General features: G+C 35.5%; 10 protein-coding genes and 1 other annotated feature. Of the genes, 5 read left to right on the top strand and 5 right to left on the bottom strand.

Translation table 11 applies throughout. The annotated features are described in order from the left end of the window. The first annotated feature begins 124 nt into the window (after nt 1–124). From BN349_RS18845 to ccpA, 3 genes are all read left to right on the top strand, one after another. Nucleotides 125–1,204 (top strand): bifunctional 3-deoxy-7-phosphoheptulonate synthase/chorismate mutase, encoded by a 1,080-nt coding sequence (locus BN349_RS18845; protein WP_019243900.1) that lies wholly within the window; start codon nt 125–127, stop codon nt 1,202–1,204. A 457-nt stretch (nt 1,205–1,661) separates the two neighbouring features. Beyond that, nucleotides 1,662–3,134, top strand: coding sequence for an alanine/glycine:cation symporter family protein (locus BN349_RS18840; protein ID WP_019243899.1), 1,473 nt, complete (start codon nt 1,662–1,664; stop codon nt 3,132–3,134). Nucleotides 3,135–3,509: 375 nt separating this feature from the next. Then, the gene (ccpA, locus tag BN349_RS18835; protein ID WP_019243898.1) at nt 3,510–4,511 is read left to right on the top strand and encodes a catabolite control protein A; all 1,002 of its coding nucleotides are present in this window, start codon (nt 3,510–3,512) and stop codon (nt 4,509–4,511) included. 281 nt (nt 4,512–4,792) lie between these two features. Here the strand turns inward: ccpA and BN349_RS24345 are convergent, their stop codons facing one another. The 3 genes from BN349_RS24345 to BN349_RS18820 all read right to left on the bottom strand — a co-directional run bounded on the left by BN349_RS24345 (nt 4,793) and on the right by BN349_RS18820 (nt 7,375). Beyond that, a complete protein-coding gene (locus tag BN349_RS24345; protein ID WP_019243897.1) occupies nt 4,793–6,019 on the bottom strand; it encodes an acetoin utilization protein AcuC in 1,227 nt (408 codons plus the stop codon). Then, on the bottom strand, nt 6,016–6,663 hold the full coding sequence (locus tag BN349_RS18825) for an acetoin utilization AcuB family protein (protein ID WP_019243896.1): 648 nt from the start codon (nt 6,661–6,663) through the stop codon (nt 6,016–6,018). The genes BN349_RS24345 and BN349_RS18825 overlap by 4 nt, the downstream gene beginning before the upstream one ends. Before the next feature lie 79 nt (nt 6,664–6,742). Further along, on the bottom strand, nt 6,743–7,375 hold the full coding sequence (locus tag BN349_RS18820; RefSeq protein ID WP_019243895.1) for a GNAT family N-acetyltransferase: 633 nt from the start codon (nt 7,373–7,375) through the stop codon (nt 6,743–6,745). 249 nt (nt 7,376–7,624) lie between these two features. Here BN349_RS18820 and acsA point away from each other — a divergent pair, with 249 nt between their 5' ends. Further along, nucleotides 7,625–9,343, top strand: a complete 1,719-nt coding sequence (gene acsA, locus BN349_RS18815) for an acetate--CoA ligase (protein WP_019243894.1) — start codon at nt 7,625–7,627, stop codon at nt 9,341–9,343. Nucleotides 9,344–9,432: 89 nt separating this feature from the next. Here acsA and BN349_RS24340 read toward each other — a convergent pair whose 3' ends face one another. Next, nucleotides 9,433–12,294: a transglycosylase domain-containing protein gene (locus tag BN349_RS24340; protein ID WP_019243893.1), complete on the bottom strand. Its 2,862-nt coding sequence runs from the start codon at nt 12,292–12,294 to the stop codon at nt 9,433–9,435. Nucleotides 12,295–12,514: 220 nt separating this feature from the next. Further along, nucleotides 12,515–12,744: a binding site (T-box leader), on the top strand. Nucleotides 12,745–12,919: 175 nt separating this feature from the next. Here BN349_RS24340 and tyrS point away from each other — a divergent pair. Then, complete coding sequence (gene tyrS / locus BN349_RS18805; RefSeq protein WP_019243892.1) at nt 12,920–14,179, top strand: tyrosine--tRNA ligase; 1,260 nt, start codon at nt 12,920–12,922, stop codon at nt 14,177–14,179. A gap of 240 nt (nt 14,180–14,419) precedes the next feature. Here tyrS and rpsD read toward each other — a convergent pair whose 3' ends face one another. Then, on the bottom strand, nt 14,420–15,025 hold the full coding sequence (gene rpsD, locus BN349_RS18800) for a 30S ribosomal protein S4 (protein ID WP_019243891.1): 606 nt from the start codon (nt 15,023–15,025) through the stop codon (nt 14,420–14,422). Nucleotides 15,026–15,209 lie beyond the last annotated feature (184 nt).

Below are 15,209 nucleotides of genomic sequence, written 5' to 3'. Positions count from 1 at the left end.
ATCCCTAATTACTTTAAAATGTACCATAAAATATAGTGTCATTAAAGCGGTGGGATAGCTAATTATTCAATTTTCGCATAATTATTCGGGCTTTAATAGCAACTCTTCGAAAGGAATGGGATAAATGACTAATAATGAGTTAATGGAATTACGGGAAAAATTAGATGAGATTAATCTATCTATATTAAAGCTTATTAACGAGAGAGCAGAGGTTGTTCGTGATATTGGACGTGTGAAAGAGAAACAAGGTGTAAATAAATACGATCCTTTACGTGAAAGAGCAATGCTTGATTTAATTGAAGAATATCATAAAGGCCCACTTTCACAAAGTACGGTTAAGCATATTTTTAAGGAAATCTTTAAAATGAGTTTAGACTTACAAAAGGATGAAGAGAAAAAGGCGTTACTCGTTTCAAGAAAGAAAAAACCAGAAGACACTATTATTACAATAAAAGGTCAAAAAGTAGGAAATGGAACTCCTACTATGGTATTCGGTCCATGTGCTGTTGAGTCTTATGAACAAGTCGCAGAAGTGGCAAAAGTGATACAAGGAAAAGGTTTGAAATTTATTAGAGGTGGCGCATATAAGCCAAGAACATCTCCATATGATTTCCAAGGTTTAGGACTAGAAGGGATGAAAATTTTAAAAAGAATTGGTGATGAATACGGACTGGCAGTTATTAGTGAAATTGTAAATCCTGCAGACATTGAAACGGCTATCGATTATATCGATGTCATTCAAATTGGTGCCCGTAACATGCAAAACTTCGAATTATTAAAAGCTGCAGGTGCTGTTGATAAACCAGTATTATTAAAACGTGGATTATCAGCAACAATCGATGAATTTATTCATGCTGCTGAATACATTATGTCACAAGGAAACGGAAATATTATCTTATGTGAAAGAGGAATTCGTACTTATGAAAAGGCGACAAGAAATACATTAGATATTACAGCTGTTCCGATTTTAAAACAAGAAACACATTTACCAGTACTTGTTGACGTGACTCATTCTACTGGACGTAAAGATTTATTACTTCCAGCCGCGAAAGCTGCATTGGCAATTGGAGCTGACGGAGTAATGGCAGAAGTTCATCCAGACCCAAGTGTAGCTCTTTCTGACTCGGCTCAACAAATGGATTTCAAAGAGTTTGATGCTTTCTGGGAAGGAATTCAAAATCAGTTAAAAGTAACAGTACGATAAGGAATGTTAAATAGATAGGCTGTTTTCTAAAAGATGGTTATGTTAAACAAGTTTAGTGAATAAAATGAGCATATAAAGGACGAATATATTCCTAACTTGTTATAGGCAACAAATCGAAAACAGCCAATAGAGAAAAGCTTGAAAAAGGGTATCTAAAACATTGGTTTTGATACCCTCTTTTTATAGGAAGAATGGTCCATGTGAACTTTTCTTACATAAAAACCATGACAATCGCCAAAATATATGTATAATAAATATATTGATAATTTAGTATTTTCAAATATTTTTGAAAAACAATTTTATCAAGTAAAACAAAATGGATTATTAGGTAAAGGGGAAGTCGTTTTGTTTTGGATCAATTTCGAAAGGGAGGGGTGGATTTAGCATAAAGTTATACGCTCATAGCGATATATGAATGATGTATTTCAAAATTATATTAATAGATGGGAGAGATATGATGGAGAATTTTGCAGTACACATGAATGAGATTTTGTGGCACAAATATTTTATTTATACGATATTAGGTGTAGGATTGCTATTTTCGTTATTAACTCGTTTTCTTCAAATAAGGCATATAAAAGAAATGTTTACACTGATGTTTAAAGGGAAGAGCTCAGATGCGGGTGTTTCCTCCTTTCAAGCGTTATCCATTGCATTAGCAGGACGTGTTGGAACAGGGAATATTGCAGGGGTAGCAACAGCTATTGCTTTTGGTGGACCTGGTGCTGTTTTTTGGATGTGGGTTATTGCATTTATTGGCTCGTCTAGTGCATTTATTGAGTCGACGCTTGCTCAAATATACAAGGTAAAACAGGATGGACAATATCGAGGTGGGCCGGCTTATTACATTGAAAAAGGCATCGGAATCAAATGGTTTGCCTATTTATTTGCGATTGCAGCTTTAATTGCCATGGCTATTTTAATGCCAGGTGTTCAATCGAATGCTATAGCTAGCTCGATAGATAATGCATTTGATGTAAATCCTACTATAACAGGGATATTAGTAGCAGCTTTATTAGCATTCATCATCTTTGGAGGGGTAAAAAGGATTGCTCATGTAGCTCAACTAATTGTTCCATTTATGGCATTGGCTTATATTCTATTATCAATCGTTATTATCGTGATGAATATTTCTGAAGTCCCAGCTGTATTTGCTCTGATTTTTAAAAGTGCTTTTGCTTTAGATTCTGCTTTTGGTGGAATTGTAGGGATGGCCATCGCTTGGGGTGTTAAGCGTGGTATTTATTCGAATGAAGCAGGACAAGGAACAGGAGCACATCCAGCAGCTGCTGCTGAGGTTTCTCACCCTGTTAAGCAAGGCCTAGTACAAGCTGCTTCCGTTTATATTGATACATTACTTGTGTGTTCAGCTACGGCATTTATCATATTATTTACAGGTATGTACAATACGCAAGCACCAGATGAAACATACATTGTACAAAACGTAGGGGACGTAGAACCAGGTCCTGCTTACACACAATCTGCGATTGATACAGTTATTCCTGGATACGGTTCAGCCTTCGTTGCGATTGCATTATTCTTCTTCGCGTTTACCACTATTATGGCATACTATTACATTGCTGAGACAAATGTAGCCTATTTAACAAGAGGCAAAAAGAATGGATTAGCTATGCTGGTATTAAAGTTTGTTATTATTGGCGCAACATTCTATGGCTCTGTTAAAACGGCTGAGGCTGCTTGGGCATTAGGAGATACAGGTTTAGGCTTAATGGTATGGCTGAACGTTTTGGCTATCCTTATACTTGTGAAACCAGCATTAATTGCACTAAAAGATTATGAACGTCAAAAAAAGCAGGGACTTGATCCAGTTTTTAACCCAAAAGCATTAGGAATTAAGAATGCAGATTTCTGGGAAAATGAATATCAACATGATCAACCATCCAATGAAAAAAAGAACGATGCTATATAGTCCCATTCCTCTACAAGAATAATTTCCATACAACTTAAATGTGAGGCCGTCTTTTCTATGAAAAAGATGGCCTCAAAAAATCTACATATAAAAATTAATATTTAAAAATATAGAAATTTCTATCGTTAAAACGATGTATAATAGTAATATATAAGCATAGTATTGTTTTTTAAGGAAAAAATTATAAAACAACATTGCAGTAATGTATACTGTGTCGTAATATAAAGTATTAATAGTGTTTTTTTATAATGCTTCCATATACTTTTTTGTGTAATTATGAACAAGAATCTATCTTAAAAACAAAACCTATCATATTGACATATAGTTTTTATAGAGAATAGACCATTACTTAATTAGAAGGAGTGCCAAAATTAAATGAATAATATAACGATTTATGATGTAGCTCGAGAAGCTAATGTATCCATGGCTACAGTTTCGCGAGTGGTTAATGGAAACCCAAATGTGAAACCTGCCACTAGAAAAAAAGTAACAGAAGTGATTGAGCGTCTTGGATATCGCCCTAACGCTGTTGCAAGAGGACTAGCTAGTAAGAAAACAACGACAGTAGGGTTAATCATTCCTGATATTTCTAATATCTTTTATGCAGAGCTTGCTAGAGGAATTGAAGATATTGCGACAATGTATAATTATAATGTCATTCTAAGTAACTCAGATGAAAATAAAGATAAAGAGTTACACTTATTTAATACTATGCTTGGAAAGCAAGTAGATGGGTTAATTTTTATGGGTGCAAACATAACAGAAGAGCATATGGAAGAATTTAAAAAGTCTCCAGTACCTGTTGTTTTAGCAGGCTCATTAGAAGATACTGGTACGATCTCATCAGTTAATATTAATTATGAAGAAGCAGCGTATGATAGTGTATGTAGTTTTATTACAAGAGGGCATAAAAATATTGCGCTTGTAGTAGGAAGTTTTGCTCAGCCAATTGATCAGAAAAAAATTGCAGGATATAAACGAGCACTTGAAGAACATGGAATGGCTTTTAAAGAAGAATATGTTGTTGAAGGTGATTTTTCGTATGATTCTGGAATCGAAGCGATCGAGAAATTGTGTCAGCTTGATACTAAACCAACTGCTGTTTTAGTTGGAGCGGATGAAATGGCAGTTGGAGTTGTTCATGCGGCTCAAGATCAAGGTTATAAAGTACCAGAAGATATTGAAGTTATTAGTTTTGATAATACTAAATTAACCCTGATGGTAAGACCACAAATTACTACAGTCGTTCAACCACTATATGATATAGGAGCGGTTGCGATGAGACTTTTAACGAAATTTATGAATAAAGAAATGGTCGAAAAACAAACAGTTATTTTACCACATCGAATTGAAGAACGTAATTCTACAAAAAACTAAAAGATCATTAGTTTTTTAAATATAATAATTACTGGATTGCTGTAATTTTACTGTCTGAGACAGGTACCAGCTTGTGGAAGTATGGATTGAAGCATTAGCACGGTGAACTTAACACAGCATTTTCCATAAAAAAATACAGAGTGTCTGTTCTACTAATAGTAGAGCATACCTCTGTATTTTTTTATGAGAATGTTAAATGTTTTGCGAAGAAGAAGTGAAGATTGAACAAAAAGCATGGCGACGGCTGAGCATACTTATGATGTAGGGCATTTCCAAAGTGATTATTTATCACTTTGGAGGCTGCTACAGTCCTTATTTGGCTCGATTTGATTGTGTTGTAATTCTTGCACTGATTTTTTGTTTGATCTAATGGGGTATAATAGTTTTTCTACCATTTGTAAGTTTTTCTCGGTGATTTCCTGTTTTCGAGGGATTGGAGTGTACATATTATCGGGGTCTTCCCAGGTTTTGGGTAATGTTACGGGTGATTGCCCCTGCCAAGTCTCTATCCAATCTTTTGGAAGGTTTCCACAAATGTTAGATGAATTCGTCATTTCTAACCATATTCTTGACCATGCGCGTGGGACTACTCTCCAAATATCGTAGCCTCCTCCTCCGACGGCAATCCATTTGCCATCACAATACTGATGTGCAAGGTCATGGGCAAGCTTAGGTATTTTTTCGAAAATTTTCATCGTTGCAGACAAATGAGTAAGTGGATCTAAATAGTGTGCGTCTGCTCCATTTTGAGTTAATATCACATCAGGCTTAAAGTACTCGATAATTTCTCTAAAAGCGGTTTCATAAGCTTCCAACCAAGAATCGTCCTCGGTAAAAGCATCTACTGGAATATTGAAAGAATAACCGTATCCTTTTCCAAGTCCTCTTTCGTTAATGTTTCCTGTTCCAGGAAATAAATAGCGACCTGTCTCATGAATAGAGAATGTACAGACATTTTCATCGTCATAGAACGACCATTGTACCCCATCTCCATGATGCGCATCTGTATCGACATATAGTACTCTAGCATTATATTTTTGTTGGATATACTTAATAGCTACTGAACTATCATTATATATACAAAAACCGGATGCTTTTCCTCTAAATCCATGATGAAGTCCACCACCTAAATTTAAAGCATGCTTTGCTTGACCAGACATCACGTAATCAACAGCTGTTAATGTACCCCCAACGAGTAATGCGCTGGCTTCATGCATTCCAGGAAACATAGGAGTATCTTCTGTTCCTAGACCGAAGCTCTCTGCATAGTCGGATTCTAATAAACCTTGTCCGGCTTTTTTGACGGCTTCAATATATGATGGATCATGTATAAGACATAATTCTTCATCAGTAGCCATTCTCGGTTTAACTATATCAACATCTTGAATAGCATTTAACTTTCGTAAAAGATCCAGAGTGATCCTTAGTCTTAATTGATTAAAAGGATGATCATTACTAAATTTATAGCGCAAAAGCTCTTCTGAATAGACAAAAACGGACTTGTTCATGATGGAAACTCCAGTCCCTTTGGCCATAATACTTCATATCCATGTTTTCTTAATTCAGAAACTACAGCAAGTGGATTCATTGTTTGAATTCGAATGACCAATATTTTTTCTTGCTCATTATTTTTGTTTGGATAAACAAGAATACTATGGACATTCACTCTTTTCTCTTTGAAAATAGTAGAAATTTCATATAGTATTCCTGTCTTATTAGGGACTTTAATTTGAATGTGAGAGCCTGGTTGATTCGCACCTGTAAGTTCTACAAATGTATACAATAAGTCTGTTTCAGTAATAATTCCTTTTAATATTCCATCCTGTAAAATAGGTAAACAATCAATTTTGTTATCATAAAACACAGAAACTAAATCCTCAAAAAAATCTAGGGGATGCCCAGTAAGTACATCCTTCTGCATAATTGTACTAAGCGGTTTTTGAAAAATATCTACTTGGTCATTGCTATGAAAAATGGATGGTGTAGCATCTCGAATATCTTGATTAGATACTAGTCCGATTAAGTGATTTGTGTCATCCACAATGGGTACGTGACGAATTTTGTGCTTTCTCATAATTTCTATAGCAGTCTGTATCGTATCTCTTTCGGTTAGGCTGACAATTTTTCTACACATAATATCTTCTACTAACATTGATACATCCCCTTTTATACAATTGCCTATCAATTGAATTCCAGCTTAAATCATTGCACGTATGAAAAAGAATTGAAATTTAGTACATATAGCGGTTCATAAAACGTAATTGATCAAATTTTTCTATTGAGTCTAGCTCAATTCTATCACCAATTCTTGCCATTAAACAATTAGCAGGATGTGAACATATTTCAGGATCATCAGTTGCGAAGTATTCTAAGCCACCTGCATTCATCATTTTTTCCATGACTTTTCTATATTCCCAAACATTAAGACCGGTTCCCTTTAGGTCCCAATGCCAATAATATTCAGTTGTTATTATAATATAGTCTTCCATTGCGTTATCCATCATCGCAACTTTCAGCATATTCTGCCCTACACCGCAACCTCGGTATTCTGAAATGACTTCGACTGCACCTAATTCAATAAGATCCTCCATGTTACCTTCTGACCATCTTTCTAAAGGATCAGGGTATAAGAACGTAACATAACCAATGATATGACTTTCGTTTCTAGCGATGATGATCCTTCCTTCTGGTAACTTAGAAATATCTAATATTGCTTTCTGTTGCTGTACAGCAGGACGAAAAGCAACGAGACCTTCATGAAAAGGGTATTCTTCCAGAGTTTCTGATAGTATTGGTCCCTCAATGAGAATAGTACCTAGTGGAGTATTTAACTTTTTTGAATGATAAGTTTTCTTATGTTCCATTTTTTCACCACCTCAACATGTACTTCTTCTAAATTAATCATATAAAAATATAAAAAGAAATACTAATTTTGAATTTTTAAAAATTTTATTTTAACATGATGATTATATTATTTGTAATGATTTGAAATACGGTATATTTTTGACAATATAAATAATTTTAAATAATATAGTTAAATATTTTTAAAATTGAGAATATTTTACTTTTGGTATATAATAGTATTTGAAACTTCTAAAAGGGGAGATGGATGAATGAAAGTAGAAGCGCTATCAGTAATTCAAGGGGATTACAATTTAAAAAGCTACGACGATATGCAGAATAATTTTAATTGGGCAGAAGTTGAACAGAACTTTTCTTGGCATGAAACTGGAAAAGTAAATATGGCTTATGAAGCAATTGATCGCCATACTTTAGGAGTTCGAAAAAACAAAGTTGCTCTATACTATCGAAATCCAGATAGAGAAGAGAAGTATACATTTAAAGAAATGAAAGAACTCTCAAATAAAGCAGGTAATGTTTTACAAAAAGTAGCGAATGTTGAGAAGGGCGATCGTGTATTTGTCTTTATGCCACGATCTCCAGAATTATATTTCGCCATATTAGGTGCAATTAAATTAGGTGCAATCGTTGGACCATTATTCGAAGCTTTCATGGAAGGAGCCGTACGGGATCGCCTAGATGATAGTGAAGCCAAAGTTATTATTACAACTCCAGAATTATTACCCCGAATACCAGTTGACGAACTTCCAGCGTTGAAACATGTTTTAGTTGTAGGTGAAGGTGTAACCGAAGAAGGAAAAATACTCGATTACAATAAATATTTTAGTGAAGCAAGCAAGAAGCTAGATATTGTTTGGGTTGATCGTAATGATGGATTATTAATTCATTATACTTCTGGTTCTACAGGCAAACCAAAAGGAGTTTTACATGTACATAATGCAATGATTCAGCATTATCAAACCGCTCAATGGGTACTAGACTTAAAAGAAGATGATGTGTATTGGTGCACAGCGGATCCAGGCTGGGTAACTGGAACGTCATACGGTATTTTTGGTCCTTGGTTAAATGGAGCTTCAAATGTTGTTGTAGGAGGAAGATTTAAGCCTGAAACATGGTACCAAACAATTGAAGATTACGGTGTTAGTGTATGGTATAGTGCGCCTACTTCATTTAGAATGCTAATGGGAGCTGGGGATGAAGTCGTTAAAAGATTTGATTTAAGTAGTCTTCGTCATATTTTGAGCGTAGGTGAACCGTTGAACCCTGAAGTGGTTCGTTGGGGAATGAAGGTGTTTAATTTACGCATTCACGATACATGGTGGATGACGGAAACAGGTGCACAATTAATTTGTAATTATCCTTGCATGGAAATTAAGCCGGGTTCAATGGGAAAACCAATACCAGGTGTACAAGCAGCTATTGTCGATGATCAAGGAAATGTACTACCTCCAAATAGAATGGGAAATTTGGCTATTAAAAAGGGCTGGCCATCTATGATGAATCAAATTTGGAATAATCCACAGAAGTATGAATCCTATTTTATGCCTGGAGATTGGTATGTTTCTGGTGATTCAGCTTATATGGATGAAGACGGTTATTTTTGGTTCCAAGGTAGAATTGATGATGTTATTATGACTGCAGGGGAGCGAGTTGGTCCGTTTGAAGTAGAGAGTAAATTGGTTGAGCATCCAGCTGTGGCTGAAGCTGGGGTTATTGGTAAGCCAGATCCTGTTCGTGGAGAAATTATTAAAGCGTTTATTGCTTTAAGGGATGGCTACGAAGAATCAGAAGAGTTGATTGAAGAAATTCGCCAATTTGTTAGACAAGGCTTAGCTGCTCATTCAGCACCAAGGGAAATAGAGTTTAAAGATAAACTACCAAAAACTCGCAGTGGAAAAATCATGAGAAGGGTATTAAAAGCTTGGGAGCTAGATTTACCTACAGGTGACCTATCAACATTAGAAGATTAATAGAAATAATATTATGAAGCTTGTGCTTTAAAGTAAATATAGAATATGAAAGAGGTGGTCATAATGACCACCTCTTTTAATATGTTAATTCATCTTTCAATTCTAGTATCCGTACCTGGATCTGGGTCTGGTTCGGGATCAGGAGTTGGATTAGGATCTGGTTTTGGATTTGGATCAGGCTTCGGATCAGGCTTAGTAGCAGGTGGTGTTGTTGGTTTATTTGTACTAGGCGGCTTAGGGTCTGTAGTTGGAGTCTCTGGTTCTTTTGCTCCAATCGTTACAACATTGGAAGCCGGAGATTCATTTCCTGCGATATCAACCGCTTTAACAATATAGGATCCATTTCCACCACTAAATGATAAGGATTGTCCAGCTTTAATTGTTGCTACTTTCGCATTATCCTTATAAACTCGATAACCGATTACATCTCCATCAACATGTCTATTCCAAGAAATGGTTGATCCATTGACACTTACTGTAACTGCACCAGGTGCACGACCGTTGTCGTTCATTGTTGCTGCTCCAGACGATAATCCTCCTAGCTCAGAAGATAAATATCCTTTTAATATATATTTACCAGCAATCATATCAAGGAAAGCATCGGACAAAATGGCACCTGTTTCAACGAACTCAGCTGGTGTTGAAGGCAGAGCAAGATATCGTTTGTCACCAATTGTAACGAATCTTCCACTTGAAGTGGCTCCGTCAACTAGCATCATATTGAAATTAGCTGGGTATAAATCTGGTCCGATACCGGCTTTAGCAGCAAGGTCACTTGGTAAATTTAATAGTGATGCATAATTTCGTGTTACAAGACCGCCTGGATTTTGGAATCGTTTTTTAGTACCAATTAAATTTGGATCTACTTTATAAGCGGAATTTAATAGATCTGCCCATAAATAGATATTACGTTGACTATAAGTTAGTCCAGAATTTATTTTTAATGATTTAGGTGTATCATAACCCGTCCAAACACCAAATGTAATATTTGGATTGGAAGCCACGAACCAAGCATCTTTATAGTCTTGTCCAGTTCCGGTTTTACCTGCAAAATCAGAACGGAAGTTCAAACGATTGTTCAAAGAGGCTGCCGTTCCACTTGAAATGACATCTCTCATCATATCTAAAGTTAAGTATGATGTTTGTGGTGAGAAAACTTTAACTGGCGTGCTCTTATGTTGGTAGATGACTTCGCCTTTTTTGGTTTCGATTTTTTCAATCATGTAGGCATCAACGAAGTTACCACCATTAGCAAAAGTTGCATAAGCATTTACGTTTTCCTCAACTGTCACCTCATGTGGTCCCAGTGCCATAGAAGGGATTTGATGATCCTCTTCAGTTAAGTTTTTAATGCCCATCTTTTCGAGATATTTTACAGGGTCTTGGTTAATAATATCCATATAAAATTTAAGTGCAGGTATATTTAGTGATTTTTTCAAAGCGTTACGTGCTGACGTAAGACCACTGTAATTTAAACCATAGTTTTTAGGTTCATAGCTACCAATTCGCATTGGTGCATCAAGTGCCAATGAACCTGGTGCTAATTTTCCTAATTCAATAGCTGGTGCATATACAACTAAAGGTTTCATAGTGGATCCGTTAGGTCTTCTTGAAGAAGTGGCATGGTTCGTTTCGGACTTTTCGAAATTTCTTCCGCCTACGAAGCTAAGAATTTTACCTGTTGAATTCTCAATTAGCATAGCACCCGTTTCTACTTGCTCATATACATATTTTACTTCTTTCGTTTCAGGATCAATTACTTTTTGTTTTTTGTCATAACCAAAATATGGATAGTTTTTCGTTGCTTGTTGCATATTATCATACATCTGTTTATTAATCGTTGTATGAATTTTATATCCGTTTTGTCGAATGGCTTTATCAGCTAAATTTTGATACTGCAATCTTAACTGTTTATCTTTTTCTAAATCTTTTTCAGTATGTCCTTCTTGTTTAGCTAAATAATTGGCAATAATTTCAATGGAACGTTGTTCAACCTCAGTTGTTAACCAAGGATATTTTTCATACGCGCGTGTTTTTGCAGGTGCGAAATGCTTTGTAACATCGTAAGCGAGTGCTTCATTGTATTCTTTCTCAGTAATAAATCCTTCAGCGAACATACGTGATAGAACGACTTTTTGGCGTTTTAATCCAGGTTCAAGATTTTCTTTCACTTCTCCTTTGTTTGTAAAAGGAGTATAACCAAAAGGACTTTGAGGTAAACCAGCTATATAAGCTGATTGTGCAAGATTTAATTTATCGGCATCTACCCCAAAAATACCTTGAGCTGCTGCTTGGACACCGGCTATATTTCTACCCGAGGAATTTCTTCCAAAAGGTGAAATATTTAAATAGGCTTCTAAAATATCATCTTTTTCAAAAAAAGTTTCAATTCGAAGAGCCAATAGTATTTCTTTTGCTTTTCTCTCAAAGGATACCTCATTTGTTAACACTTGCTGTTTGATTAACTGTTGTGTTAATGTACTTCCACCAGATTGAACAGCCGAATTGGTCATTTCTTGAAACAGCGCACGGAAAATCGCTTTTGGCACGACTCCATCGTGTTTATAAAAATATTCATCTTCAGTTGCAACAATGGCATCTTTTAAATATTGAGACATTTTTTCGAGAGGCACTTCTTCTCGTTCTAAATCTGTACGGAGATTACCTAGAAATACATCATTAGCAAAATATATTTGCGAGGTTTCTTCGTAGTTATAAATGTCTTTTGATAGTGCTTCTTTTGAACGGATTGGTTCGTTTTTAACAAGCGATGCAAAATAACCTGCACCTACTCCGCCAGCAAAAGCTGCACCGATAGTACCTACAACAAAAAATAATAGAATTAGATTCCAAATGACTTGATAAGTAATACGAAAATAACGCTTATTTTTTGAGCTTGGTAGTCGTTTGAAAAAATCTATTAAATTATTGGGCCTTTTCTTTTCATTCATTTTTTCAACCCCCTGAAATTCAGAATTTATTATATCATAATCAGGGTGTTAATAAGATTGGCAAAGTGTTTTTTTTCTAAATATTATATGTAATATTTTCCAAAAGGGTATTTAGTCCTACTTGTTTTATTAGCTATTTAAGTAAAAGTTAGCTTGTTTTAGATTGACTTTTTATTTTCACTAGGATAGAATACAGTAAGCTTTATTCTTTAATTTTAATAATGTTGCTATGACGGGTGTCAGTAGTGACTCTATCACTATTTTAGAGAGCTGATGGTTGGTGCAAATCAGTATAAATAGGGTCATGAATTACTACCTTGAGCATTTGTTGGGAACGCTGTATGGACAGTTAGTAGTAACAAACGGTTTTAACCGTTATCTTTGTCGAGCGGAGGATGTGTTGTTTTAAATCCTCAAGTTGGGTGGTACCGCGATTATTTCGCCCCTTCATTCTATGAAGGGGCGTTTTTGTATTTATCGCTATTAAAATGTTCACTTCAATAAGAAACTAAGCAAGTGGGTCATCAAATGACGGACAGAATCCGATTGATTCAACTAACTTTCAGTGAAGAGGAATCATCCACTGAAGGAAGTTTTACTTTATTTTTATAGGAGGTATAAGTGTATGGATTTACTACAAGATTTACAGTGGAGAGGCATTATTTATCAACAAACAGATGAAGAAGGCTTAAAAGATCAGTTGGCGAAGGAGAGCACTGCATTATATTGTGGAGTTGACCCAACAGCTGATAGTATGCATATTGGTCATTTATTACCTTTCTTGACATTACGTCGTTTTCAACAGCATGGACATAAACCGATTATACTTGTTGGTGGAGCAACTGGAATGATTGGAGATCCAAGCGGGAAAAAACAAGAACGCCAATTGCAATCAATTGAAACCATTCAACATAATGTTGAATGTTTAAAGAAACAGATGGAAAGAATTTTTAATTTTGACGGAGACAATGGAGCGATCATGGTGAATAATCATGACTGGATTGCTTCTTTAGATATGATTACATTCTTACGTGATTTTGGTAAACATATTGGTATTAACTATATGTTATCTAAAGACATCGTTTCATCCAGACTTGAAGCAGGAATTTCATTTACTGAATTCACTTATACGATTCTGCAAGCAATTGACTTTAATCACTTATATCAACACCATAATTGTAAAGTGCAAATTGGTGGTAGCGATCAATGGGGAAATATTACAACGGGTCTTGAGATGATTCGTAAAGTTCAAGGTGAAGGATCAAAAGCTTTTGGATTTACAATTCCTCTAGTGACTAAGTCAGATGGAACAAAATTCGGTAAAACGGAAAGTGGTGCAGTTTGGTTAGATGCTGAAAAAACATCTCCTTATGAGTTCTACCAGTTCTGGATTAACACAGCAGACCAAGACGTTGTGAAATACTTAAAAATCTTTACTTTCCTAACAAAAGAAGAAATTGAAGCACTTGAAGAGTCTGTTCAAACAGAACCTCATTTAAGAAAAGCTCAAAAAGCGTTAGCGGAAGAAATGACTCGCTTAGTGCATGGTCAAGCTGCTCTTGATACGGCAATCAATATTACACAGGCTTTATTTAGTGGGGATATTAAAAGTCTAACGGCTTCTGAAATAAAGCAAGGTTTTAAAGATGTACCATCGTTTAAGCAAGAAGAAGATGCCGAAATGGGTCTTGTTGAAGTATTAGTGAATGCTAAAATTTCACCATCTAAGCGTCAAGCAAGAGAAGATATTTCAAATGGTGCAATTAGTATCAACGGGGATAAAGTGACTGATGTACAATATGTACTTTCTGCTGATGATCGAGTAGAAGGTCAATTTACGATTATCCGACGCGGTAAGAAAAAATACACATTAATTCACTATTAATAAGGGTAAAGCTGTTTCGTAAGTTGTGAACTGCACCCCAATTGTTAGACACAACTAACAATTGGAGGTGCAGTTTTTATTATTTAAATAAGTTCGTAGATAAAACTAGTATAATAACGTTAAAGCAGAACACAACTTGATCGATATTTACTACTTGTTTATAGGGGAAAGAAGTTTGTGAAAACAGTTTTAGACAAAATAAAAAAACCATCCGTATATACGGATGGTTTTTTCAAGAGACTAACGAGAGTACCACTCAACGATAAGCGCTTCGTTAATTTCAGCTGGCATTTCAGAACGTTCTGGTAAACGAGTGAAAGTACCTTCTAATTTGTCAGCATCAAAAGTTACGAAATCAGGAGTAAAGTTGTTTACTTCGATTGCTTCTTTGATGATGTCAAGGTTACGTGATTTTTCACGAACTGAGATAGTTTGACCAGGTAATACTTTGTATGAAGGAATATCAACGCGTTTTCCATCAACAAGAATGTGACCGTGGTTAACTAATTGACGAGCTTGACGACGAGTACGTGCCATACCAAGACGGTAAACAAGGTTATCTAGACGAGACTCAAGTAATGCCATGAAGTTTTCACCAAGGATACCATGTTTCATTTTAGCCGCTCTATCAAAAATAGTACGGAATTGACGTTCGTTAACTCCATACATATGACGAAGTTTTTGTTTTTCTTGTAACTGAAGACCATATTCAGTTAATTTTTTGCGTTGGTTTGGACCATGTTGTCCAGGAGCGTAAGGGCGTTTTTCTAACTCCTTACCTGTACCAGATAATGAAATACCAAGACGACGGGATAATTTCCAGCTTGGACCTGTATAACGAGCCATGAATGACTCCTCCTCTTTTGTTTTTATTTTGTAAAATAAAAACGTAGTGAAACGGTGATTATGTTCATTTTATTTTCATGTATCCTCGCCCTAGCAGCCTAAGAGTTACAAGATACACCTCTTTATTGAGGAATAAAATGAGCTCACAATCTGTTTGCACAAGCCACTTATTTTACACAAGTGC

Source organism: Bacillus sp. AP8 (assembly GCF_000321185.1).
Lineage (GTDB): Bacteria > Bacillota > Bacilli > Bacillales > DSM-1321 > Bacillus_AD > Bacillus_AD massilioanorexius.
This window is presented reverse-complemented; position numbering and strand designations above follow the sequence as displayed.

Bases quoted from the DNA above. Each gene is read 5' to 3' on its own strand.
- BN349_RS24340 (WP_019243893.1), bottom strand. From the start codon at position 12,294: ATGAATGAAAAGAAAAGGCCCAATAATTTAATAGATTTTTTCAAACGA.
- rpsD (WP_019243891.1), bottom strand. From the start codon at position 15,025: ATGGCTCGTTATACAGGTCCAAGCTGGAAATTATCCCGTCGTCTTGGT.
- BN349_RS18825 (WP_019243896.1), bottom strand. From the start codon at position 6,663: ATGTTAGTAGAAGATATTATGTGTAGAAAAATTGTCAGCCTAACCGAA.
- acsA (WP_019243894.1), top strand. From the start codon at position 7,625: ATGAAAGTAGAAGCGCTATCAGTAATTCAAGGGGATTACAATTTAAAA.
- BN349_RS18820 (WP_019243895.1), bottom strand. From the start codon at position 7,375: ATGGAACATAAGAAAACTTATCATTCAAAAAAGTTAAATACTCCACTA.
- BN349_RS18840 (WP_019243899.1), top strand. From the start codon at position 1,662: ATGGAGAATTTTGCAGTACACATGAATGAGATTTTGTGGCACAAATAT.
- ccpA (WP_019243898.1), top strand. From the start codon at position 3,510: ATGAATAATATAACGATTTATGATGTAGCTCGAGAAGCTAATGTATCC.
- tyrS (WP_019243892.1), top strand. From the start codon at position 12,920: ATGGATTTACTACAAGATTTACAGTGGAGAGGCATTATTTATCAACAA.
- BN349_RS24345 (WP_019243897.1), bottom strand. From the start codon at position 6,019: ATGAACAAGTCCGTTTTTGTCTATTCAGAAGAGCTTTTGCGCTATAAA.
- BN349_RS18845 (WP_019243900.1), top strand. From the start codon at position 125: ATGACTAATAATGAGTTAATGGAATTACGGGAAAAATTAGATGAGATT.